At 71.8% G+C, this 20,935-nt stretch carries 22 protein-coding genes; 3 read left to right on the forward strand and 19 right to left on the reverse strand.

Features of this window, described 5'->3' with window-relative positions; all coding sequences use genetic code 11:
* Window positions 1-18 precede the first annotated feature (18 nt).
* Window positions 19-681, forward strand: coding sequence for a phosphoribosyltransferase (locus GON04_RS21040; RefSeq protein ID WP_157399949.1), 663 nt, complete (start codon window positions 19-21; stop codon window positions 679-681).
* Between the two features lie 34 nt (window positions 682-715).
* Here GON04_RS21040 and GON04_RS21045 read toward each other — a convergent pair whose 3' ends face one another.
* From GON04_RS21045 to GON04_RS21130, 18 genes are all read right to left on the reverse strand, one after another.
* Window positions 716-2,299, reverse strand: a complete 1,584-nt coding sequence (locus GON04_RS21045; protein WP_157399950.1) for an MFS transporter — start codon at window positions 2,297-2,299, stop codon at window positions 716-718.
* 10 nt (window positions 2,300-2,309) lie between these two features.
* Window positions 2,310-2,627: a GNAT family N-acetyltransferase gene (locus GON04_RS21050; RefSeq protein ID WP_157399951.1), complete on the reverse strand. Its 318-nt coding sequence runs from the start codon at window positions 2,625-2,627 to the stop codon at window positions 2,310-2,312.
* A gap of 238 nt (window positions 2,628-2,865) precedes the next feature.
* The gene (locus GON04_RS21055) at window positions 2,866-3,675 is read right to left on the reverse strand and encodes an alpha/beta fold hydrolase (RefSeq protein ID WP_157399952.1); all 810 of its coding nucleotides are present in this window, start codon (window positions 3,673-3,675) and stop codon (window positions 2,866-2,868) included.
* 239 nt (window positions 3,676-3,914) lie between these two features.
* A complete protein-coding gene (locus GON04_RS21060; RefSeq protein ID WP_157399953.1) occupies window positions 3,915-4,730 on the reverse strand; it encodes an IclR family transcriptional regulator in 816 nt (271 codons plus the stop codon).
* 154 nt (window positions 4,731-4,884) lie between these two features.
* A complete protein-coding gene (locus GON04_RS21065; RefSeq protein WP_157399954.1) occupies window positions 4,885-5,196 on the reverse strand; it encodes an EthD family reductase in 312 nt (103 codons plus the stop codon).
* 41 nt (window positions 5,197-5,237) lie between these two features.
* Complete coding sequence (locus tag GON04_RS21070; RefSeq protein ID WP_157399955.1) at window positions 5,238-6,722, reverse strand: aldehyde dehydrogenase; 1,485 nt, start codon at window positions 6,720-6,722, stop codon at window positions 5,238-5,240.
* On the reverse strand, window positions 6,715-7,587 hold the full coding sequence (locus GON04_RS21075; protein WP_157399956.1) for an alpha/beta hydrolase: 873 nt from the start codon (window positions 7,585-7,587) through the stop codon (window positions 6,715-6,717). The genes GON04_RS21070 and GON04_RS21075 overlap by 8 nt, the downstream gene beginning before the upstream one ends.
* Before the next feature lie 29 nt (window positions 7,588-7,616).
* Window positions 7,617-8,831 (reverse strand): alpha-hydroxy acid oxidase, encoded by a 1,215-nt coding sequence (locus GON04_RS21080; RefSeq protein WP_157399957.1) that lies wholly within the window; start codon window positions 8,829-8,831, stop codon window positions 7,617-7,619.
* 16 nt (window positions 8,832-8,847) lie between these two features.
* Window positions 8,848-9,654, reverse strand: coding sequence for an IclR family transcriptional regulator (locus GON04_RS21085; RefSeq protein WP_157399958.1), 807 nt, complete (start codon window positions 9,652-9,654; stop codon window positions 8,848-8,850).
* Between the two features lies 1 nt (window position 9,655).
* Window positions 9,656-10,579 (reverse strand): SMP-30/gluconolactonase/LRE family protein, encoded by a 924-nt coding sequence (locus tag GON04_RS21090; protein ID WP_157399959.1) that lies wholly within the window; start codon window positions 10,577-10,579, stop codon window positions 9,656-9,658.
* Between the two features lie 15 nt (window positions 10,580-10,594).
* A complete protein-coding gene (locus GON04_RS21095; RefSeq protein WP_157399960.1) occupies window positions 10,595-11,899 on the reverse strand; it encodes a TRAP transporter large permease in 1,305 nt (434 codons plus the stop codon).
* On the reverse strand, window positions 11,899-12,477 hold the full coding sequence (locus GON04_RS21100) for a TRAP transporter small permease (protein WP_157399961.1): 579 nt from the start codon (window positions 12,475-12,477) through the stop codon (window positions 11,899-11,901). Before GON04_RS21100 ends, GON04_RS21095 begins: the two co-directional genes overlap by 1 nt.
* A gap of 1 nt (window position 12,478) precedes the next feature.
* A complete protein-coding gene (gene dctP / locus GON04_RS21105; RefSeq protein WP_157399962.1) occupies window positions 12,479-13,468 on the reverse strand; it encodes a TRAP transporter substrate-binding protein DctP in 990 nt (329 codons plus the stop codon).
* Window positions 13,469-13,607: 139 nt separating this feature from the next.
* Window positions 13,608-14,519 carry an NAD(P)-dependent oxidoreductase gene (locus GON04_RS21110; RefSeq protein WP_157399963.1) on the reverse strand — a complete coding sequence of 304 codons (912 nt, stop codon included), beginning with the start codon at window positions 14,517-14,519 and terminating at the stop codon, window positions 13,608-13,610.
* Between the two features lie 125 nt (window positions 14,520-14,644).
* On the reverse strand, window positions 14,645-15,802 hold the full coding sequence (locus tag GON04_RS21115) for an acyl-CoA dehydrogenase family protein (protein WP_157399964.1): 1,158 nt from the start codon (window positions 15,800-15,802) through the stop codon (window positions 14,645-14,647).
* Window positions 15,803-15,924: 122 nt separating this feature from the next.
* The gene (locus tag GON04_RS21120; RefSeq protein ID WP_157399965.1) at window positions 15,925-16,917 is read right to left on the reverse strand and encodes a Bug family tripartite tricarboxylate transporter substrate binding protein; all 993 of its coding nucleotides are present in this window, start codon (window positions 16,915-16,917) and stop codon (window positions 15,925-15,927) included.
* Window positions 16,918-17,118: 201 nt separating this feature from the next.
* Entirely contained in the window at window positions 17,119-17,943 is an 825-nt protein-coding gene (locus GON04_RS21125; RefSeq protein ID WP_157399966.1) for an oxygen-binding di-iron domain-containing protein, read from the reverse strand.
* A gap of 136 nt (window positions 17,944-18,079) precedes the next feature.
* A complete protein-coding gene (locus GON04_RS21130; RefSeq protein WP_157399967.1) occupies window positions 18,080-19,423 on the reverse strand; it encodes an erythromycin esterase family protein in 1,344 nt (447 codons plus the stop codon).
* 152 nt (window positions 19,424-19,575) lie between these two features.
* On the opposite strand from GON04_RS21130, the gene GON04_RS21135 reads away from it, so the two are divergent.
* Both GON04_RS21135 and GON04_RS21140 read left to right on the forward strand, forming a co-directional pair.
* The gene (locus tag GON04_RS21135) at window positions 19,576-19,908 is read left to right on the forward strand and encodes an ArsR/SmtB family transcription factor (protein ID WP_157399968.1); all 333 of its coding nucleotides are present in this window, start codon (window positions 19,576-19,578) and stop codon (window positions 19,906-19,908) included.
* A gap of 1 nt (window position 19,909) precedes the next feature.
* Window positions 19,910-20,581 carry an aquaporin gene (locus GON04_RS21140; protein WP_157399969.1) on the forward strand — a complete coding sequence of 224 codons (672 nt, stop codon included), beginning with the start codon at window positions 19,910-19,912 and terminating at the stop codon, window positions 20,579-20,581.
* Here the strand turns inward: GON04_RS21140 and GON04_RS21145 are convergent.
* Window positions 20,578-20,925, reverse strand: coding sequence for a copper-binding protein (locus tag GON04_RS21145; protein WP_181653693.1), 348 nt, complete (start codon window positions 20,923-20,925; stop codon window positions 20,578-20,580). The two genes, GON04_RS21140 and GON04_RS21145, sit on opposite strands and share 4 nt — an antisense overlap.
* Window positions 20,926-20,935: the final 10 nt, after the last annotated feature.

Raw genomic sequence — 20,935 nt, forward strand, 5'->3', positions numbered from 1 at the left:
GCCGCGAGGAGACCGGCCATGCATTCCGACCTGCCCTACCGCGACCGGCGCGAAGCCGGCCAGCGGCTCGCCGCCCACCTCGAGTTCCTGCGCGGTGCGCCGGGGCTGTTGGTGCTGGGGCTGCCACGCGGCGGCGTCCCGGTCGCGGCCGAGGTCGCGCGGGCCCTGGCGGCGCCGCTCGACGTCCTGGTCGTCCGCAAGCTCGGCTACCCGGGGCACGAAGAGTACGCCATGGGCGCCATCGGGCCCGGCGGCGTGCGCGTGCTGCGGCCGCTGCCCGGCGTGCCGGTGACGGACGAGGACGTGGCCCGGGTGGTGCTGCGCGAACAGGACGAGCTGCTGCGGCGCGAGCAGGCGTACCGCGCCGGCCGCCCGGCCCCCGTTCTGGCCAGCCGCACCGTGGTCCTGGTCGACGACGGCCTGGCCACCGGCTCGACCCTTGAAGCGGCCATCCTGTCCGCGCGCCACGGCACGCCGCAGCGCCTGTGCGTCGCGGTGCCGGTGGGCGCGCGCAGCAGCTGCGACCACCTGCGCCCGCTGGTCGACGACCTGGTCTGCCCGGCCATGCCCGAGCCCTTCCACGCCGTCAGCCAGTTCTACCGCGAGTTCCCGCAGACGGCCGACGAGGAAGTGCAGGACCTGCTGCGCGAACTCGCCGCCCCCGTGCAAGCGGGCCGCTGACCCGCATCGCCTCGCCTCCCTTCCGCGCGCGTCCTCAGCGCGCCGCGGCGGGCTGGTGGCGCGCCAGGGTCGACGCCGCGACGAGGGCGCCCAGCATGGCCAGCACGGCGCTGGCCGACATGATCCAGCGGTAGCCGGCGACGAAGGCCTGCTGCACGGCCGCCTGCACGGCCTGCGCCGCCGGCGCATCCAGGCCGTCCAGCCGCAGCGCGCCCCAGCGGTCGCGCTGGGCCCAGGCCGCCTCGACCAGCGCCGGCGCCAGTGCGGCGTCGCGCAGGCCCTGCTGCAGGGCCGGCCCGAACACCAGCCCCATCACCCAGCCGAACACCGCCACGGCCAGCAGGCCGGCCACGCGCGAGACCGCGTTGTTGACGCCGGACGCGACGCCGGCGGCCTGCGCGTCCACCGCGTTCATCACGGTGGTGGTGAGCGGCGCGATGGTGATCGCCATGCCCAGCCCGAGCACGGCCACACCGGGCAGGAAGCCGCTCCAGTAGTCGGCCGCGCGGCCCGGCAGGGCCAGCAGCGCGAAGCCGCCGGCGGCGATGAGCGGGCCCACCACCAGCGGGCCGCGCGCGCCGTGGCGCTCGACCAGGCCGCCGGCCCAGCGCGAGAGCACGAACAGGATCAGGATGAAGGGCAGCAGGGCCGCGCCGGCGGCGGTGGCCGAGTAGCCCTGCACCTGCACCAGGTTGAGCGGCAGGAAGAACAGCCCGCCGCCCAGGCCGGCGTACAGCAGCAGCGTGAGCGCATTGGCGCCGGCGAAGGTGCGGTTGCGCAGCAGGCCCAGCGGCACCATGGGCGCCGGATGGCGGCGTTCGACGGCGACGAAGGCCGGCAGCGCGGCGACCGCCAGCAGCAGCGCTCCCAGCACTTCGGGCGCGGTCCAGCCGCGGGTGGGCGCCTCGGTGAACGCGAAGGCGGCGCCGCCGAGGGCCAGCGTGGCCAGCGCCGCGCCGCCGATGTCCAGTCGCGTGGTGGCGGCTGGCGGCGGACTCTCGGGCACGCGCCACCAGGCGATCGCGACCACCGCGGCGGCCACCGGCAGGTTGACCGCGAACGCCCAGCGCCAGGAGAACTGGTCGACCAGCCAGCCGCCCAGCAGCGGGCCGAGGGCGGAGGTCACGCCGCTGATGCCGGTCCACAACCCGAAGGCGCGGCCGCGTTCGGCCTGCGGGAAGTTGGCGCTGATCAGCGCCATGCTGCCGGGCACCAGCAGCGCCGCACCGGCCCCCTGCAGCGCGCGCGCCGCGATCAGCTGGCCCACGCTGGCGGCGAACGCGCAGGCCGCCGAGCCGGCCGCGAACAGCAGCACGCCGGCGATGAACACGCGCCGCCGTCCCAGCCGGTCACTCAGTGCACCGCCCAGCAGCAGCAACGCGGCCAGCAGCAGCGCATAGGACTCGACCACCCACTGCGCCTGGTAGGCCGTCGCCGCCAGCGCGCGCTGGATGGCGGGCAGCGCCACGTTGACGACGGTGCCGTCGATGAAGGCCAGGCTGGAGCCCAGGATGGAGGCCGCCAGCACCCAGCGCTTGCGCGCCGCCGTGCAGTCGGCGGCCGGCCCGCCGCCGCGGACGGACGCCTCGTCGCAGGGCAGGCGCGAGACGACCGACATGGCAGCGGCGCTAGACCCGGAACGCCCGCCGGTGGCTCTCGGCCACCAGGTCCAGGTACTCGGGATGGCGGCGGATGTAGCCGGCGATGAACTGGCAGATGGGAATGACGGCCAGCCCGCGGCTGCGCACGTCATCGAGCGCGAAGCGCGCCAGCTTGGAACCCAGGCCCTGGCCCTCGTACTGCGGCTGCACCTCGGTGTGCGTGAACAGCACCGCGTCCTTCAGCAGGTTGTATTCCGCATGCGCGGCCACCTCGCCGCCGAGCCGCAGCTCGTAGCGATGTGCCGCCGGGTTGTCGGCCAGTTCGGGGGTGGTGGTGGGAGCCATGCGATGCGTGGGGTGGCGGAGAAGGCGGCCAGTCTACGTCGGCCGGCGGCGCCGCGCCCTCATCGTCGTCATGGCGGGCTGGACCCGCCAGCCATCCCCGGGACCTTGCGCCACCCGATCAGCGTTCCGGAGATGGATGCCGGATCGCGTCCGGCATGACGAAACCAGACTTGGGTTTGCTTTCGCGTCCTTCGCGAAACCTTCGCGCCCTTCGCGTACCGGAGTCCGCCTTCGACCATCAGGCGTGCAACTCCGCGAGGAAGGTCTCGATCGCCTTCACCGTGGCAGCGGGGGCGCTCAGGTGCGGGCAATGGCCCACGTTGTCGATCACCCGCAAGGTGGACCGCGGGATGGCGCGGTGCATGGTCTCGCCCACGTCGACCGGCGCGATGAGGTCGTCGCTGGACTGCAGGATGAGCGTCGGGCTGCGCAGCTTCGGCAGCTGGGCCCGGTAGTCGCACAGGAAGGTCGCCCGGGCGAACTGCCTGGCGACCTCGGGGTCGGTGCCGCAGAAACTCCGGGTGAGCTCCCGGGTCAGCTCGGGCTGCCGGGGCGCCCCCATGATCACCGGCGCCATGTTGCTCGACCAGCCGATGTAGTTGCTCTCCAGCGTCTCCAGCAGCGACTCGATGTCGGCCCGCGTGAAGCCGCCGACGTAGCCGGCGTCATTGATGAAGCAGGGCGACGGTCCCACCATCACCTGGGCCCGGACCGCCGCCGGCGCCGCGAGCTCCACCAGCAGGCCGATCATGGCGCCCGCCGAATGGCCGACGACCACCAGCGGCCCGAGATCCAGCTCCTGCAGCACCTCCACGACATCGTCCGCATGCCCCTGCAGCGTGGCGTAGCGGTGCGGCCGCCAGGCAGACAGGTCCGAGTGGCCGCTGCCCACCAGGTCCAGCAGGACCACCGTGCGGTCCTCGGCGAAGTGCGGCGCCAGGATGCGCCACGTGTCCTTGTCGCAGCCGTAGCCGTGCACGAACAGCAGGGGCGTCCGTCCGGACGGACGGCGGTGCACGAAGACGTTGTTGCGCTTCAGGACGGTCATGGGAGCCTTTCTCCGGGTTGTCCCGGATTGTCCCGATCGACCGCCGGATGGGCAGCGCCTGCGCCGGTGAAGTCGGCTTTGTCCTACGCCCCAACATGGTCACCCTGCGCCGCACTGGTGCAGGCGCATGCGGAAGTTCTCATGCCGCGTTGCATCGATGCCGCGTCCGGCCTGCTGTCCGGTCGATTGTCGATCCGTCCCCGGGATGGGAAAGCTGTGGGTTCCCTGCGGACGCTGGCCTAGATGCCGAGATCGTGGGCCTGCGCCTCCAGCGCGTTCGCCGCCCCCTGCAACTCGCGCCGCAGTTCCTCCACCCGGTGCTCGCCCAGCAGATCGGGCGTGCCGACCAGGCAGAGGGCGGCGAAGGCTTCGCCGGCCGTGTTGCGCACCGGCATGCCGAACGCGTAGGAGCCGGGCACGACGTCGCCGAAATTCACCCCGAAGCCGTACGAATCGGAGCGCTCGCGCATCTTCTGCAGGGCGGCCAGCCGGCCGGTGCCCTGGCGCGCGATTTCATGGGCCACGTTCTCCAGCAGGATCTGGTGCGCCTCCCCGGGCGGCAGCGTCTGCAGGATGGCGACGCCGCCGGCCGAAGTGAACAGGGGCCGGCGCGTGCCCTCGTACACCATCAGCCCGGTGAGCTTGAGCGTGCCGGCCCGCACGCTGCAGACGTATTCGCTGCCGCTGCGGAACTGCAGCAGGCAGATGCCGCCCATGCGGCGGGCGAAAGCGTGCACGAGTGGCTCGGCGCGGCGCTGGAACTCGGCATGGTCGGGCAAGGCGAGCCCGAGTTCGAACATCAGCGGCCCGGGCAGGTAGTGGCGGTCGCCCGGCCGCTGGACGACGAGGCGCTCGTCGACCAGCCGCGCCAGGATGCGGTGGACGGTGGCCTTCTCCTGCCTGCAGGCCGTGGCCAGGTCGGAGAGCCGCCAGCCGATCTTCGGCCGGGTCGCCACCACGCGCAGCAGCTGCAGTCCACGGCTGAGGCTCTGGGTGCCCGCGCGGGCGGAGCTGGCAGCGACCGGCAGGCCGCGTTCGGCGACGGTATTCGTCATGATCGTGCTTCCCATGCAAGGGCCTGGCCGGCAGACCGCAGGACCGATTGTCTCCAGCCCGGGACGATAGGCCGGCCGGGCGCGCGGGCGCCGCGGCCGGGCGTCGAAAATTCCACCGCTTGAAACTTGCCGTGCCGGGCGGACCGTGGGGCGGTCACCCGACCACTTCGCTGACCATGCGCACGGGCGCGATGTCCGTGTAGTTGGGGTGGTCGGCCCGGAACGCCGGCCCGTGCGGCAGGAAGGCCTGCTCGAACGCCTCGCGCGAGTCGAACAGCAGCTCGCAGGTGGCCACGTAGGGGGCGGCCGAGTCCCGCTCCAGGCCCGAGACACCGGCGCACACCACGTAGCCCTTGCAGGCGTCGCCCAGCCGGGCCTTCAGCAACGCCAGGTGGTGCCGGCGGTAGTAGTCGAGGTCGAACCGCCCCCCGGGGACGTTCGGGTACAGGACCGAGAGCTTGATCATGCGCAGGGATCTTTCGTGGATGGGGTGGGGAGCCGCGGCGCTCAGACCTTCATGACGAACGGATCCTGGATCTCGTCGCTGGTCTCGCACCACACGCTCTTGGTCTGCAGGAACTGGTCGACGGCCTCGATGCCGTTCACCCGGCCCAGGCCGCTGTCCTTCTGGCCGCCGAAGGGCGAGTTGAACGCGAGCGCGCGGTAGGTGTTGATCCAGACCGTGCCGGCCTGCAGGCGCCGGGCCAGGGTGTGCGCGCGGGCGAAGTCGCGCGTCCAGACGCCGGCCGCCAGGCCGAACCGCGTGCCGTTGGCCAGGGCGACGACCTCGTCGTCGCTGCGGAACGACGTGACGGCCAGCACCGGCCCGAACACCTCCTCCTGCAGCAGGGGGTTGTCCGGTGCCATGCCGTGCACGATGGTCGGCTCGAAGAAGAAGCCCTGCTCCAGCCCGGGTACGACGGCGCGCCGGCCGCCGCAGGCCAGCTGGCCGCCGGCTTCAAGCGCACGCGCCACCATGGCCTCGTTCTTGCGCAGCTGGGCGGTGGTGGCCGCCGGGCCCATCTGGGTGTCCGCCGCCAGCGGATGCCCGAGGCGGATCGAGTTCGCGCGCTGCACCAGCCGGTCGAGCACCGCGCCGTAGATGCTCTCGTGCACGTAGGCGCGCGAGCCCGCGATGCAGGTCTGGCCCGCGGCGGCGAAGATGCCCGACAGGATGCCGACGACCGCGTTGTCGACCGGCGCGTCCGCGAACACGATGTTGGGGCTCTTGCCGCCCAGCTCCAGCGTGCAGCTGGCCAGCCGCGCACCGGCGCGGGCGGCGATCGCGCGCCCGGCCGCATCGCTGCCGGTGAAGCAGACCTTGGCCACCTGCGGGTGGTCGACCAGGGCCGCCCCCGCGGCCGCCCCGCCCGTCACCACGTTGAGCACGCCGGGCGGAATGCCGGCCTCCTCGGCCAGGCGCACCAGCTCGAAGGCCGAGGCGGACGTCACCTCCGACGGCTTGATCACCACCGTGTTGCCGGCCGCCAGGGCCGGCGCGCAGGACATCAGCGTGAGGAAGGTCGGCGAGTTCCACGGCACGATGACGCCGACCACGCCCAGCGGCTCGCGCAGCGTGTAGTTCAGGACCGAGGCGCGCTCCAGCGGGATGACCCGGCCCTCGATCTTGTCGGCCAGCCCGCCGTAGTAGTGCAGCCAGTCGCGCGCGGCACGGGCCTGCGCCCGCATTTCGGCCAGCAGCTTGCCGTTCTGCGTCGACTCCATGCGCGCGATCGTCTCGGCGTTCGCGGCGACGAGCTCGCCCCAGGCGCCGAGCAGGCGGCCGCGCCGGGTGGCGGACAGCTGGGCCCACGCGCCGGCGAACGCACCGGCCGCCGCCCGGACGGCCGCGTCCACGTCGTGCGCGTCGGAGTCGACGAAGCTGCCCCATGGCTGCCCGCTGCTCGGGTCGGTCGCGGTGAAGCGGCGGCCGGCCGCGCCGGGCACCGACCGGCCGCCGACGTGGTTGCCGAACGTCGGGTCCTCAGCCATGGCACTGCTCCCGCACGAACGCGACGATGTCGCCGATGGCTGCCGCCGTCGACGGCGCATCGGGCTTGCGGTTGATGAAGCTCTCCGCCTCGCCCGCGACCAGCCGCAGGCGCAGTTCGCCGCCCGCCCGCCGGTAGGCGGCGACGAAGCGGTCGAGGTGGGCGCGCGGATGGACGATGTCGTCCTCGCCCTGGATGTACAGCACCGGGGGCAGCACGGCCGGCTCGCCGCGCTCCAGCGCCATCACCGGGTTGCCCTCCGCCATGGCGGCCTCGTCGCCCCAGTACTTCTCGTGGTCGGGAATCACCCGGTCGATCACGTCGGGATACGGCTGGCCGCCGGCCTTCAACCCGCGGGCGTAGCGGTAGCGCCCCAGCGGGTCGATGACGGGCCAGCAGAGCACCGCGAACGCGGCACTGGCGGCGGCTTCGTCCGGCGCCGCCAGCGCCGCGTAGCGTTCGTCGCGCGGCCGCATCGCCGCCAGGATCGCCTGGTGTGCGCCGCTCGACAGGCCCAGCACGCCGATCCAGTCGGTGCGGGTGCGCAACTGCCCGGCCCGTGCCTTGAGCCAGCGCAGGCCGGCATGGATGTCCTGCAGCGAGGCCGGGTAGCCGGCCGCCGGCGGCATGCGGAAGTCGAGCGCCGCCACCGCGATGCCGCTGCGCGCCAGCGCGCGGTTCAGCCGGTCCTCGTCGAGACGGTCGCCGCGGCACCAGGCGCCGCCGTGGATCTCGGCCACCAGGGGAAACGGCCCGGGGCCCCGGGGCTGGTACAGGCGGGCCAGGAGCGGCACGTCGCCATGCCGCAGGTACTCGACGTCCTGGACGTCGATCTCGTCGTGTTGCATCGTTGCGCTGGTCGTCATGGGGAAGTCCGAAAAGAGGCAGGGAAGGGTCAGGCCACGCGCGCCAGGGACCGCGCGGCGTCGGCGGGCGCTGGTGCGCCGACAGGGTCTTGCAGGCCGGCCACGAGGTAGCTGCCGTCCAGGTCCGCGAACGACCGGCAGCCGATCTGCGCCAGGACCATGTCGATCTCGCCGCGGATGATCTGGATGGCGCGCGCGGCTCCGGCCGGCCCGGCCGCCGCGACGCCGTACAGCACCGGGCGACCGAAGATGCAGGCGTCGGCTCCGAGGCAGCGCGCGATCACGACGTCGGAACCGCGCCGCACGCCGCTGTCGAGGATGAGCGTCATGCCGGGGCCGACCGCGGCGCGGATGCGCGGCAGCATGTCCAGCGGCGACGGCGCGGCGTCGAGCTGCCGGCCGCCGTGGTTCGACACCACCAGGCCGTCGACGCCCAGGCGCTGCGCCTCCCGCGCGTCCTGCGGGTGCAGGATGCCCTTGAGCAGGAGCGGCCCCTTCCAGGCGGAGCGGATGTGGCGGATGGTGTCCCAGTTGACCATCGGCGCCGGCGTCAGGGTGCCGAACAGGTCGGCCACCTGGGCGGCGGTGGCGCCCTCCCCCGCATACGGCTGCCAGTTGCGCATCATCGGGATGCCGCCGGTGCGCAGGTAGCGCAGCACCCAGGCCGGATGCCCCATGGCCTCCAGCACCACGGCGGGCGTCATGCGGAACGGGCGCGAGAAGCCGTTGCGCCGGTTGCGCTCCCGGTTCGAGTTGACCGGGATGTCGACGGTCACCACCAGCACCGGCACCCTGGCCTCGGTCGAGCGCCGCACGAAATCGGCGTTGATCCGCTCGTCGCTGGTGCAGTACATCTGGAACCAGGTGTGCTGCGGCGCGGCGGCCACCACCTCCTCCAGCGCGTCGTTGCTGGAGCTGGACAGCAGGAAGGGCACGTTGGCGTCGCGCGCGGCCTGCGCCTGCATCAGGTCCGCGCCCGGGCGCCACAGGCCGGCCAGCCCGGTGGGCGAGATGCCGAACGGGCTGGCGTAGCTGCGGCCGAACAGCACGGACGACTGGTCGCGCCGGCTGACGTCGCGCAGGTAGCGCGGCACGAGCTGGTGCCGGGCGAACGCCTCGCGGTTGCGGGCCAGGCAGCGCTCGTCGTCGGCGCCGCCGTCGATGAAATCGAACGCGATGCGCGGCAGCTTGCGGCGCGCCAGCGTGCGCAGGTCTTCCAGGTTGATGGCCGATCGGATGTTCATGGTGATGGAAGGGGGGTCACATGTGGAACTGCCGGGCCTCGCCGGACAGCAGCGCCGCCACGTGCTCGAGCTCGGACCGCAGGGGATCGATGCGCTCCAGCGGCAGGCTGGCCGCGGTGCCCACCAGGCAGACGGCGGCGAACGGCTGGCCGCGGGCATCACGCAGCGCCATGCCGACGCTGTGCACGCCGGGCACCACGTCGCCGGCGTTCACGCCGAAGCCGCAGCGCAGCGACACCTCGCGCATGCGTTCCAGGGCGGCCAGCCGGCCGGTGCCGCGCCGCGCGACCTCGCGCGCGGTGTTCTCGGCCAGGATGGCGCGCGCCTCGCCGGCCGGCAGGCGCTGCAGGATGGCCACGCCGCCGGCCGACAGGAACAGCGGCGCCCGGGTGCCGGGCGCGCTGGCCAGCGGCGGCAGCGCAGCCCGCCCTTCGCGGATGCTGCAGACGAAGTCGTTGCCGCTGCGCAGGACCAGCAGCGCGATGGCGCCGCGCCCGTCCGCGACGGCCCGCAGCACCGCCTCGGCGCGGCGCTGGAAGCGCGCGCTGTCGGGCAGTGCCAGCCCGAGTTCGAACATCAGGGGCCCGGGCATGTAGCGGCAGGCGTCGGACCGCTGCCGGACCATGCGCGACGCCAGCAGGCAGTCCAGCATGCGGCGGGCCTCGGGCTCGTCCATGCCGCCGGCCGCGGCGAGCTCGCGCAGGTGCCAGCCGTCGTCCGGCTTCTCGGCCACCAGGCGCAGCAGGTGGATGCCCTTGTCCAGGCTGCCGGTGCCGCCGCCGTCCCCGCCGCGGGCGACCGGGTGGGCCTGCGAGAGCGCCATCTCAGCCCGCCGCGTGCGAGTACATCGGCCGGCCGGCCACCGGCACGCGCGCCGTGAAGATGGTGCCGCTGCGCGACTCGATCATGTGGAGCGTCTTGCCGTCCGCGCCGCCGTACGCGCAGTTGGTCGTGGTGAGCCCGCCGTTCGGGGGTTCGATGCGGTATTGCGGCTCGCCGCGCGGGCTGAAGATCCAGACCGCGCCGAAGCCCACGTGGCACACCGCCAGCCCGCCCTCGGCATCGAGCGCGATGCCGTCGGGGCCGCCGCCGCCGCTCATGCGGATGTAGGCGCCGACCTTGGTGGCGCGGCCGTCGGCCATCAGCGGCACGCGCCAGATGGCGTTGTCCCGGGTCGCTGCCAGGTAGACCGCGGTTTCGTCCAGGTTCATCACCAGGCCGTTCGGGCTCGGGATGCCGTCGAGCACGAGGTCCAGCCGGCCGTCCGGCTTCAGCCGGAACAGGCGCCCGCTGGCGTCCTGCAGCCCGGTCAGCCCCTGGTCGGTGAAGTAGAGGTCGCCGTTCGACGCGAAGAACAGGTCGTTGCAGCCCTTGAAGCATTCCAGCTGCGCCCGCTCCAGGTACGGTTCCACCCGGCCGGTGCGGGGATCCATCACCATCAGCCCGCGACGGAAGTCGGTGATGAAGGCCCGGCCGTCCGGGTGGAACTTCAGCCCGTTGGGCTCGCCGTCGTACTCGGCGGCCAGCTCGACGCCGCCGCGCGGATCGATGCGGAAGATGCGGCCCCAGGGGATGTCGACCACCCACAGGTTGCCGTCGCGGTCGAACGACGGGCCTTCCAGGAACACCGGCGTGTCGGCGCCGTGCAGCTGGGTGCGCGTCCAGGCGCACTGGCGGCTCTTCATGTGGAAGCGCTCGGGAATGCGCGTGAAGACTTCGGCGCGCAGCTTGTCGGGGGGTGCGAACATGGATTCCTTCCTTCTTCAGCGGCCCGAGACCTGGCCGGGCAGCCACAGCGCGAGTTGCGGCCAGGCGACCAGCATCCCGAGCAGAACGAACATGAGCAGGTGGAACGGGACGGTCCCGACCACCACGTCGGAGAGCTTGCCGCGCGCAATGCTCTGGATGACGAACAGGTTGATGCCGATGGGCGGCGTGATCTGTCCCATCTCGATGAACAGCACCACGATGATCCCGAACCAGACCGGGTCGATGCCGTACTTGGCCAGCAGCGGATAGAGCAGCGGCACGGTGATCACGATCATCCCCAGGCTCTCCACCAGCGCGCCCAGGACGGTGAACAGCACCAGCAGGGCGAAGAAGAAGCCCAGCTTGCTCAGGTTCAGCCCGATGATGTACTGCGTGACCTCCTCGCCGACGCCGCCGTAGCTCATCGCGTACGAGAAGATGAAGGCCGCGTACGTGATGAACAGGATGTTGGCCACCGTCAGCGTGCAGCTCTTGAGGCAGTCGAGGAAGGCCCGCCAGGGCAGGCTGCCGAACGTGAGCGCCAGGGCCAGCGCGAACAGGCAGCCGGCGCCGGCGGCCTCGGTGGGCGTCGCCACGCCGGTGTAGATGGCGCCCATGATGCCGCCGATCAGCAGCATGAAGGGCACGATGTCCACCAGCGCGCGCAGCACCATCGCCCGCGTCAGCTCGCCGCGTTCGCGCGGGGCGATCTCCGGCCGCAGCACGGCCGCCACCGCCAGGTAGGCCATGAACAGCAGCGTGAGCACGATGCCCGGCACGATGCCCGCCATGAACAGCTTGGCCACCGAGGTCTCGGTGAAGGTGGCGTACACGATCATGGCGATCGAGGGCGGGATCAGGATGCCCAGCGTCCCGCCCGCCGCCAGCGACCCGGTTGCCAGCCGGGGGTCGTAGTTGCGCGCCTTCAGCTGCGGCAGCGCCACCTGCCCGATCGATGCCGCGGTGGCGATGCTGGAGCCGCTGACGGCGGCAAACACGGCGCAGCCGGCGATGTTGGTCTGCAGCAGGCCACCGGGCACGCGGCGCACCAGCTGCGACAACCCGCCGTACACCCGCATGCCCAATCCGCTGCGCTGCAGCAGCTCCGCCATCAGGACGAACAGCGGGATCGACGTCAGCGTGTACGAGTCCATGCTGCCCCAGCTCGTGATGCCCAGGCCGTGCAGGGCCGCGATGCCGCCCTGCAGGTACAGGTACACCAGCGCCGGCAGCAGGATGGCGAACGGCACCGACATCCCCGCGCCGAGGAGACCGATGAACAGCACGAAGATCAGGACGATCTGGTATTCGCCGAACATCACGCCCTCCCGGCGGCCTGCAGCCGCTTCCAGTCGCCCGCCAGCGTGCGCAGCATGGCCCAGGCCAGCACCAGGCAGCCCACGGGCAGGATCAGGCGTGGCATCCACAGCGGGGTGAGCAGCTCGGTGGCCGCCACGTCGCCGGACTTCCACGTCAGCCACTCGAAGCGCACCATCTCCGCGGCGAGCACGAACGCGACCAGCGCGGAGGCCAGGTCGAAGGCCAGCCGCAGGGCGGCGCGGCCGCGCGGCGACAGGCGGGCCTCGACGAAATGCACCCGGTGGTAGGCGTGCAGCAGTTGGCCCGAGGCGAGCGACAGGAAGGTGATGGCGACGAGCGCATAGCCGCCGACCTCGTTGCTGAACTGGATGGACCAGCCGAACAGGGTGCGCGCCACCATCTCCACGCCCATCATCACGACCAGCGCGACGACGATCCATTCGCTCACGTGGCGGCAGGCCGCCGCCGCCAGGCCTTCGGTGGGGCTGAAGGCGTCGGCATCCGCGCTGTCCAGCTCGATCTCCGAGGGCAGGAGGGTGTCCGCCACCGGGGGTGCGCGGTCGACGATGGCCGTCATCTCAACGGCCCACCGAGGTGCGCACCTTCTGGAGGGCTTCCTTCACGCCGGGGCGCTTGTCGCCCCACTCGGTCCAGTACGGCGTGATGCGGCGCTCGGCCTCGGCGAGGTCGGCGCGGGTGGGCTCGGTGACCACCATGCCGCCCTCGGCCAGCTTCTTCGTCAGGTCGCTGTCCTCGGCGGCCATGGCGTCGGTGATCCGCTTGGTGTGGTCCTTGACGATGCCCTGGATGGAGGCGCGCAGGTCCGGCGACAGCTTCTCCCAGGGCTCCTTGTTCACCAGGATCAGCGAGTCGATGAAGCTGACGTTGAGCCGGTAGCTGTACTTCAGCAGGTCGCGCCACACGTAGCCGTAGCCGGAGCTCGCCGTCAGGGCGCCGTCGATCACGCCGCGGTCGAGCGCCGCGGCCACCTCGGAGGTGCCCAGGGTCACCGGCACGCCGCCCAGCAGCTTGATGAACTCGGCCTGCTCGGGCGAGATGACGCGGATCTTCTGGCCCGCGATGTCCGCCAGCGAGGTCATCTTCTTCTTCGACCAGAACACGTTCTCCGGGAAGATGTAGCGCCCCAGCAGCACGATGTTCTTCTTCGCCAGCTCCGCGCGCAGGTACTCGGCCTCGATGTCCCAGGCCTTCTCGAAGTCGGCACGGGTGCGCAGGAACATCGGCAGCCGCACCAGGCCGCCCACCGGCAGGTTGCCGACGAACGAGGCGTCGTCGCCCATCTGCACCACGTTGTCGCTCACCGCCTGCGTGATGTTGGCGGCCGTGATCGGCAGCGTGCCCCCGAGGTGCAGGCGGATCTGCAGCTGGCCCTTGGCCTCCTTGTGGACGGCGTCCAGCATGGCGTTCAGGCCCTTGACGGACGTGACGGTGGCCACCGCGTTGTAGGTGTAGGCGCGCCACATCTCCGCGGCGGCCGCGGCCACCGGCAAGGTCAGTGCAAGCGCCAGGAGGCCCGCGCGCCGGGCTCTGTCGAATCGGATGGTCATGTTGTCTCCTAGGTTGGGGGCTGGGGGCCAGTGCTCACCGGATGCACACGGTGCCGTTGACGATAGTGAGGGCCGGTGTCGTGCGAAAGGTCGCGCGCCTCGGTCGTTCCATCCGTTGGACTTGTCGTGGGCCGCTCGTTCAGGCCCCGGCCGGGGTGTCGCGCCCGCGCACCTCGACGCCGGCCCACTGCTCGATCGTCTGCACGATGGTGGTGGAGTTCTCCTCGGCTCCGACCTGCAGCACGGTCTGCATCCACAGGCGGTCGACGGCCGTTCCCACCCACAGCGGCACCTGCAGCGCCTCCGCCATGTCCATGCACAGGCGCACGTCCTTGCGCATGAGGCCGTTGGCGAAGCCGTTGGCGAACTTGCGCGTGAGCACGTGTTCCTGCCAGCGCCCGTCGGTGCAGATGTTGCGGCCCGAGCCGCGATTGAGCACGCGCAGCATCACGTCCGGGTCGAGCCCGGCCTTCACGCCGAGCACGGTGGCTTCGGCGGTGATGGCCATCGAGGTCGCGACCATCAGGTTGTTCAGCAGCTTCAGGCTCTGGCCCAGGCCGACCTGGTCGCCCACGATCTCGGTGTGCCCCAGGTTCTTCAGCAGCGGGAGCGCCGCCTCGATGGCGCCGAGGTCGCCGGACAGCATCATCTGCAGCTTGCCGGTGGCGGCGCCGGCGACCGCACCCGTGACCGGTGCATCGAGGGCATGGACCCCTGCCTGCGCGAAGGCCGCCCCCACCTTGCGCGCCATCTGCGGGCCGGTGGTCGAGAAGTCGATGTAGGTCTTGAGCGCCGCGCCGCCGCGCAGCCCCTCGGCGCCGAGCGCGACCTGCTCGACGATGTCCGGCGTCGGCAGGCTCACCAGCACGGTGGACGCCAGGTCGGCCACCGCCCGCGGCGACGCGCCCACCGTCGCCCCGCGCTGGGCGAACGGCCGCACCGCTTCCTCGCGCACGTCGAACACGGCCAGCTGGTGGCCCGTCTCGAGCAGCCGCGAGGCAATGCCCCGCCCCATGTTCCCCAGTCCCACCACGCCCACGATTCCTGCCATACGCACCTCCTGCAACGGTTGAAGGAGGCCGATCGTGTCAGCGGCGCCGGCTGCCGCAAAGGGGCTGGCGAACCGCCGTTCCACGCGTTGGACCAACGCATGCGCGCCGGCCCGCGCACGGCGGCTCAGAACGAGCGCGGCAGGCCCAGCACGTGTTCGGCGACGTGCGACAGGATGAGGTTGGTGGAGATCGGCGCCACCTGGTACAGGCGGGTCTCGCGGAACTTGCGTTCCACGTCGTACTCGTGGGCGAAGCCGAAGCCGCCGTGGAACTGCAGGCACGCATCGGCCGCCTCCCAGCTCGCCTTGGCGGCCAGGTACTTGGCCATGTTGGCCTGCGGGCCGCAGGGCTGCCCGGCGTCGAACAGGCGGCACGCCTCGTAGCGCATCAGGCTGGCTGCCTGCACCTCGATGTGGGCCTGCGCGATCGGGAACTGCACGCCCTGGTTCTGGCCGATCGGCCGGCCGAACACCACCCGCTCGCGCGCGTATTTCGTCACCCGGTCGATGAACCAGTGACCGTCGCCGATGCACTCGGCGGCGATGAGCGTGCGCTCCGCGTTCAGCCCGTCCAGGATGTAGCGGAAGCCCTGCCCCTCCTCGCCGATCAGGTGCTCGGCCGGGACCTCCAGGTCCTCGAAGAACAGCTCGTTGGTTTCATGGTTCACCATGTTCGCGATCGGGCGCACCGTGAGGCCGCGCTGCTGCGCGGTGCGCAGGTCCACCAGGAAGATCGACATGCCCTCGGACTTGCGCTTGACTTCCGCCAGCGGTGTCGTGCGGGCCAGCAGGATCATCCAGTCGCTGTGCTGCACGCGGGAGATCCAGACCTTCTGGCCGTTGACCACGTAGCGGTCGCCCTTGCGCACGGCCATGGTCTTGATCTTCGTCGTGTCGGTGCCGGTGGTCGGCTCGGTCACGGCCATGGTCTGCAGGCGCCACTCGCCGCTGGCGATGCGCGGCAGGAACTGCTCCTTCTGCGCCCGCGAGCCGTGGCGCAACAAGGTGCCCATGTTGTACATCTGGCCGTGGCAGGCACCGGAGTTGCCGCCCGAGCGGTTGATCTCCTCCATGATCACGGAGGCCTCGGTCAGCCCCAGCCCGGACCCGCCGTACTCCTGCGGGATCAGCGCGGCCAGCCAGCCCGCGCGGGTCAGCGCGTCGACGAATGCCTCCGGGTAGGCACGCTGCTCGTCCACCCGGCGGTGGTACTCGTCGGGGAATTCGGCGCACAGCGCGCGCACGGCATCGCGGATGTCCTGGTGGGGATCCTGGGTCGTCATGGTGGAGTCGTCGTGGGTGCGGTCAGGCGGCGGCGCGGCGCCTCGCCTGCGCGATGGCGCCCATGGCTTCGCGGATGGGTCGACAGGACGGCTGGCGGTGCGTGAAGTCCCGCCCGCGGGCGTCAGTCGGGCTGGATGTTGGCGGCCTTCACCAGGTCGCGCCACTTCTGCGTCTCGGCGGCCTGGAAGGCGCGCAGGGCCTGCGGCGTGCCGCCGCCGGCGACGCCGCCCTGCTGCTCGATCCAGGCCTTCACGTCCGGTTGCGCCAGCGCCGCCGCCACGTCGGCGCTGATCTTCGCGACCAGCTCGCCGGGAACGCCTGCGGGGGCGTAGAGGCCCCACCAGGCGTTGACCGCGAAACCCGGCAGCCCGCCGGCCTCGGCCACGGTAGGGATGTCGGGTTGCGCGGGATTGCGCTCGGCGCTGGTGATGCCCAGGACCCGCGCCGCGCCGGCGCGCGCGTGCGGCAGCACGACCGAGGTGTTGTGGAACAGCACCTCGTAGTGACCGCCGAGCAGATCCGTCGTCATCTGCGCGCTGGACTTGTACGGCACGCCCTGCAGCTTCACGCCCACCATCTGCCCGAGCAGTTCGGCCGACAGGTGCGGCGTCGTGCCCGAGCCGGGATGGCCGTAGCGCAGCTTGCCCGGGTTCTGGCGGGCGTACGCGACGAGCTCGCGCACGTTGGTCGCCGGGACCGAGGGGTGCACCACCAGCAGGTTCGGCATCGACATCACGAGGCTGACCGGTGCGAGGTCCCGGACCGGGTCGTACGGCATCTTCTCCATCATGCCGGGCGCCACGGCGATGGCGCCGATGGTGCTCACCACCAGGGTGTGGCCGTCGGCGGGCGCCTTGGCGGCGCGTTCGGTGCCGGTGACGCCGCCCAGGCCGGCCACGTTCTCGATCAGCACCGGCTGGCCCCAGGCGGCCCCGAGCTTGGTCGCCAGGGTGCGCGCGATGGCGTCGGGGCTGCTGCCGGCGGCCGCCGCGACGATGATCTTCACCGGCTTGGCCGGGAACGCGGGCGCCGGCCGCCCTTGGGCCCAGGCCGTGGCGGCAAGGCCGGCGGCCAGCAGGAACGTGCCGATCTTCTTGTCCAGCTTGCGAAGCATGCGCATCTCCGGTGCGCTGCGCGGCCCGGCACTCGGGTGGCCGGGGCGTTGCAGCGGGTCAATCGTCGTGATCGCCGCAACGATAGACCGGCCGCCGCCCGCTCACGCAGGGGGACGCACCGGCTGTTCCACGCCTTGGACTTCCGGTGGCCGCTGCCGGCCGGTGGCGCACCGGGTGGTGCCGGTCCGTGGCGATGGCCGTCAGGCCACGGCCCGCAACGCCGGCTGGGTGCGGTGGTCACGCGGATCGATCGCCATCGTGGGCAGCTGGTAGGCGCGGTCGTCGAACAGGTCCACGCCGCACATCAGGCTCTCGATCCAGTCGATGAAGTCGGCGATCGCCCGGCGGCCCTCGATGGGGGCGCCGTGCTGCGGCACGATCATGCGGATGTCCAGCTGGCGGGCCATGCGGGCCCACAGGCGCAGGATCTTGTTGGACACCATGTAGCGCCGATGGAAGCCCTCCATCGCCGGCAGGTGCGGCGCCAGTTCGCGCACCGGCTTCGCTGCCTCGGCCCCGCTGACCAGCGACGCGCCGAGGTCGCCGGTGAAGAGGATGCGGCTCACCGGGTCCCAGAAGTGGAAATTGCCTTCCGAATGCATGAAGTGCGCGGGCAGCAGCCACAGGTGGCCGCGCCCGAGCGGCAGGCGGCCGCCGGCGTCGGGCACGCCGATCACCCGGTCCTCGGTCTTGCCGACCTTGGCGAAATGGGGCGCGAAGCGCTCCCAGATGCGCGAGATCACCAGCTTGGACCGGGTCGACGTCATCCAGCGGTCCAGCGACGCGATGATGTCCGGGTCGGCGTGCGAGGCGACGATGTACTGCAGGTTCTGCGGCGGAAAGAACCGCGACAGCGACAGGAACAGCTCGTTGAACGCCCGGTTGCCGCCCGGGTCGATGATCGCGCCCGCGCCGTGGTCGATGACGAGGAACTGGTTGCTCTGCACCGCGTGGCCGTCCTCTTCGCCGAGGTCGGTGAACATCAGGCACGCGTGGTGCTCGTCTCGATACAGCTCGATCGACATGGGCCCTCTCTCTCCTTGGAATCGGCCCACTCTAGGCGGACGGCCGACGCCGGGGATTGATGCAGATCAAGGCGGGCCGGCACCAGCGCTCGCGCTCGCGCTCGCGCGCACGGCGGCCGCTGCAAGGGCCACGGGGTCAGACGCCCGAGGGATAGGTCTCGGCGGCCTCGCCCGCGGTGCGGACGCCGCCGGCATCGAGCGCCTCCAGCGCCTCGGTCTCGTCGATGTGGACCATCGCGTCGAACTGGTCGGCCAGGCGGGTGTGGAAGTAGTGGCTCATGCGCTCCGTCTCCGGCCGGTAGATCACCCCGATCGCCCGCTGCAGGCGGCGCTCGCGGACGGCGGCCGGCAGCCCCTCGTTGCCGCGCAGCGGCAGCACGAAGCGCTCCTCGCCCACCTGGTGGAAGACGTCTTCCCAGCTGCCGGCCAGGCCGTCGCGCACGCGCATGCGCTGCGCCGGCTCGTCCCAGTCGTCGGCTGCGGTGACCCAGCCCCGGTGCGTGCTGAACCCCACCAGTACCGCATCGGCGCCATGGCGGTCGCGCATCAGCTGGCCCACGTTCCATTCGCCGATGTCGCCCATCTCGGTGGCGCTGGCATCGCCCAGGTGCGAGTTGTGGGCCCAGATGGCCATGCGGGCCGGGGTGCCGACGGCGCCCAGGTGGCGCTCCAGCGCCTGCACGGTCTCCACCATGTGGTTGTCGCGCAGGTTCCAGGACGACACCCGGCCGCGGAACATGCTGCGGTAGTACTCCTCGGCGTTGCGCACCAGCCGGGCGTTCTGCTGCGCGAAGAACAGCTCGTCGCGGTCGTGGCCGGTGCCCGGCGGCGCCGTCGCGGCCAGCCGGTTCATGTCGCGTAGCTGCTGGATGACCTCGTCCTCGCAGCTCGGGCTCAGCCCGTGGCTGGCCCCGTAGCCGTAGGCCTGGCTGTCGCCGCCCGCATGGTCGAAGCAGCCATAGCGGGCCCGGGCCCGGCGGGCCTCCTGCGGGTCGACCTGGTCGAGGTACCGCAGCACCACCTGGATCGAGCCGAACAGGCTGTACAGGTCCATGCCGTAGAAGCCCACCTGCTGGCCGCCCGGCCGGCCGCGGTTGAACTCGCGCAGCCACTCGACGAAGTCGCGCACCTCGGCATTGCGCCACATCCAGGCGGGAAAGCGCCGGAAGCCGTCGAGCGCGGCCACCGCATCGCGGTCGTCGGAGCGCCCGCGCACGTAGCGGTTGACTCGCCAGGCGTCCGGCCAGTCGGCCTCCACCACCACGGCGGTGACCGCGCGCTCGGCGACCAGCCGCTGGGTGATGCGGCTGCGCTCTCGGTAGAACTCGCGCGTGCCATGCGACGCCTCGCCCAGCAGGACGAAGCGCGCGTTGCCGATGACCGCCAGCAGGGCATCGTGGTCCGCCGCGGCGCCGGCCATGGGGACCAGGTGCGGCCGGATGTCGTCGGCCAGGGTCCGGGAGTCGAGCAAACGTGCCATGCCCGGGACCGTACGCGAAGCCCTTGGGCCGGTCTGTCTGCGGCGGGGCTGGCGCCTTGTAGGAGCCGTCGACGGCCCAGCTCCCTGCCCTGCATCCGGCCGCAACCGGCCGCCGATGGGGCCATCAACGGTTCCAGTAAACTCGAATGATCATGCAAGAGAACCAGGCCGTCCAGGCGCTGGCCGCCCTGGCCCACCCCCTGCGACTGCAGGTCTTCCGGGCGCTCGTGGTCGTCGGTCCCGCAGGGCTGACCCCCGGCGCGATCGTGGCCGGCATCGGCGTTCCCCCCGCGACGCTGTCCTTCCACCTCAGGGAACTGGCGACCGCGGGCCTGGTCACGCAGGAGCGCAGCGGCCGCAACCTCGTCTACCGCGCGGCCTACGACCGGATGAACGCCCTGCTGGGTTACCTCACCGACAACTGCTGCCAGGGTGCGGCGTGCGCCGTGGAGCCCGGGGCCGTTGCCATGGACTGCGGCTGCTGACATGGGCACCCCGCGGAAACTGCTGTCCGAGCTGCTGGGCACCGCGCTGCTGCTGGCCATCGTCATCGGCTCGGGCATCATGGGCGAACGCCTGGCGGGCGGCAATGCCGCCCTCGCCCTCGTCGTGAACACGCTGAGCACGGTCGGCGGGCTCTATGTCCTCATCGAGGTGTTCGGACCGGTCAGCGGTGCGCACTTCAATCCGGCGGTCTCGGTGGCGATGGCGTACAAGGGGCTGCTGTCGCGTTCCTTGCTGGCGGGCTACGTCGTCGCGCAGCTGGCCGGCGCGGTGCTCGGCGCATGGATGGCCCACGCGATGTTCGACGCCGGCCTCCTGCAGGTGTCCACCAAGGTCCGCAGCGGCCCCGGGCAGTGGTTCGCCGAGGTCGTGGCCACCGCAGGCCTGCTCCTGGTCATCCTGCGCGCGCCCGCGGCACGCGTCGCAGCCATGGTGGCGGCCTACATCGGCAGCGCCTACTTCTTCACCGCGTCGACCTCGTTCGCCAACCCCGCAGCCGCGTTCGGGCGGATGTTCACCGAGAGCTTCGCCGGCATCGCCCCGGCCAGCGTGCCGGGGTTCGTCGCGGCCCAACTGGTCGGCGCCGCCCTGGGCGTGGCCGTGTCTGACCTTCTTGCCGGTGCCGCGGTGGCGCCTGGCGCGCAGGACCGCTAGCGCTTCGGCTTGAGCTCCGTGACGATGGCTTTCCCGCCGACCATCTCGGCCTGGAACTGCACCTTGTCTCCCGCCTTGACGGCCTTGAGCATCTGCCGGTCGGCGACATCGAAGCCCATCGTCATGGCCGGCATGCCGAGGTTGGGGATGTCGCCGTGCTTCAGCACGATGAGGCCCTTGCCCATGTCCACCTTCCTCACTTCGCCGTCGACGAGGGGCATCACCGACCTGGAAGCCGACGCCGACGCCGACGGCTGCATGGGCATGGAATTGGACGCGCCCTGCGCCTGCGCGCCAGAGGCGGCGAGGAGCAACAGGGCGGAAAGGAGATGGCGGAATGTCATCGAAAAGCTC

Origin of the sequence: Ramlibacter pinisoli (assembly GCF_009758015.1) — a bacterium.
Lineage (GTDB): Bacteria > Pseudomonadota > Gammaproteobacteria > Burkholderiales > Burkholderiaceae_C > Ramlibacter > Ramlibacter pinisoli.

Coding starts and splice junctions, on each gene's coding strand:
- GON04_RS21040 (WP_157399949.1), top strand. CDS start 19: ATGCATTCCGACCTGCCCTACCGCGACCGGCGCGAAGCCGGCCAGCGG.
- GON04_RS21045 (WP_157399950.1), bottom strand. CDS start 2,299: ATGTCGGTCGTCTCGCGCCTGCCCTGCGACGAGGCGTCCGTCCGCGGC.
- GON04_RS21050 (WP_157399951.1), bottom strand. CDS start 2,627: ATGGCTCCCACCACCACCCCCGAACTGGCCGACAACCCGGCGGCACAT.
- GON04_RS21055 (WP_157399952.1), bottom strand. CDS start 3,675: ATGACCGTCCTGAAGCGCAACAACGTCTTCGTGCACCGCCGTCCGTCC.
- GON04_RS21060 (WP_157399953.1), bottom strand. CDS start 4,730: ATGACGAATACCGTCGCCGAACGCGGCCTGCCGGTCGCTGCCAGCTCC.
- GON04_RS21065 (WP_157399954.1), bottom strand. CDS start 5,196: ATGATCAAGCTCTCGGTCCTGTACCCGAACGTCCCCGGGGGGCGGTTC.
- GON04_RS21070 (WP_157399955.1), bottom strand. CDS start 6,722: ATGGCTGAGGACCCGACGTTCGGCAACCACGTCGGCGGCCGGTCGGTG.
- GON04_RS21075 (WP_157399956.1), bottom strand. CDS start 7,587: ATGACGACCAGCGCAACGATGCAACACGACGAGATCGACGTCCAGGAC.
- GON04_RS21080 (WP_157399957.1), bottom strand. CDS start 8,831: ATGAACATCCGATCGGCCATCAACCTGGAAGACCTGCGCACGCTGGCG.
- GON04_RS21085 (WP_157399958.1), bottom strand. CDS start 9,654: ATGGCGCTCTCGCAGGCCCACCCGGTCGCCCGCGGCGGGGACGGCGGC.
- GON04_RS21090 (WP_157399959.1), bottom strand. CDS start 10,579: ATGTTCGCACCCCCCGACAAGCTGCGCGCCGAAGTCTTCACGCGCATT.
- GON04_RS21095 (WP_157399960.1), bottom strand. CDS start 11,899: ATGTTCGGCGAATACCAGATCGTCCTGATCTTCGTGCTGTTCATCGGT.
- GON04_RS21100 (WP_157399961.1), bottom strand. CDS start 12,477: ATGACGGCCATCGTCGACCGCGCACCCCCGGTGGCGGACACCCTCCTG.
- dctP (WP_157399962.1), bottom strand. CDS start 13,468: ATGACCATCCGATTCGACAGAGCCCGGCGCGCGGGCCTCCTGGCGCTT.
- GON04_RS21110 (WP_157399963.1), bottom strand. CDS start 14,519: ATGGCAGGAATCGTGGGCGTGGTGGGACTGGGGAACATGGGGCGGGGC.
- GON04_RS21115 (WP_157399964.1), bottom strand. CDS start 15,802: ATGACGACCCAGGATCCCCACCAGGACATCCGCGATGCCGTGCGCGCG.
- GON04_RS21120 (WP_157399965.1), bottom strand. CDS start 16,917: ATGCTTCGCAAGCTGGACAAGAAGATCGGCACGTTCCTGCTGGCCGCC.
- GON04_RS21125 (WP_157399966.1), bottom strand. CDS start 17,943: ATGTCGATCGAGCTGTATCGAGACGAGCACCACGCGTGCCTGATGTTC.
- GON04_RS21130 (WP_157399967.1), bottom strand. CDS start 19,423: ATGGCACGTTTGCTCGACTCCCGGACCCTGGCCGACGACATCCGGCCG.
- GON04_RS21135 (WP_157399968.1), top strand. CDS start 19,576: ATGCAAGAGAACCAGGCCGTCCAGGCGCTGGCCGCCCTGGCCCACCCC.
- GON04_RS21140 (WP_157399969.1), top strand. CDS start 19,910: ATGGGCACCCCGCGGAAACTGCTGTCCGAGCTGCTGGGCACCGCGCTG.
- GON04_RS21145 (WP_181653693.1), bottom strand. CDS start 20,925: ATGACATTCCGCCATCTCCTTTCCGCCCTGTTGCTCCTCGCCGCCTCT.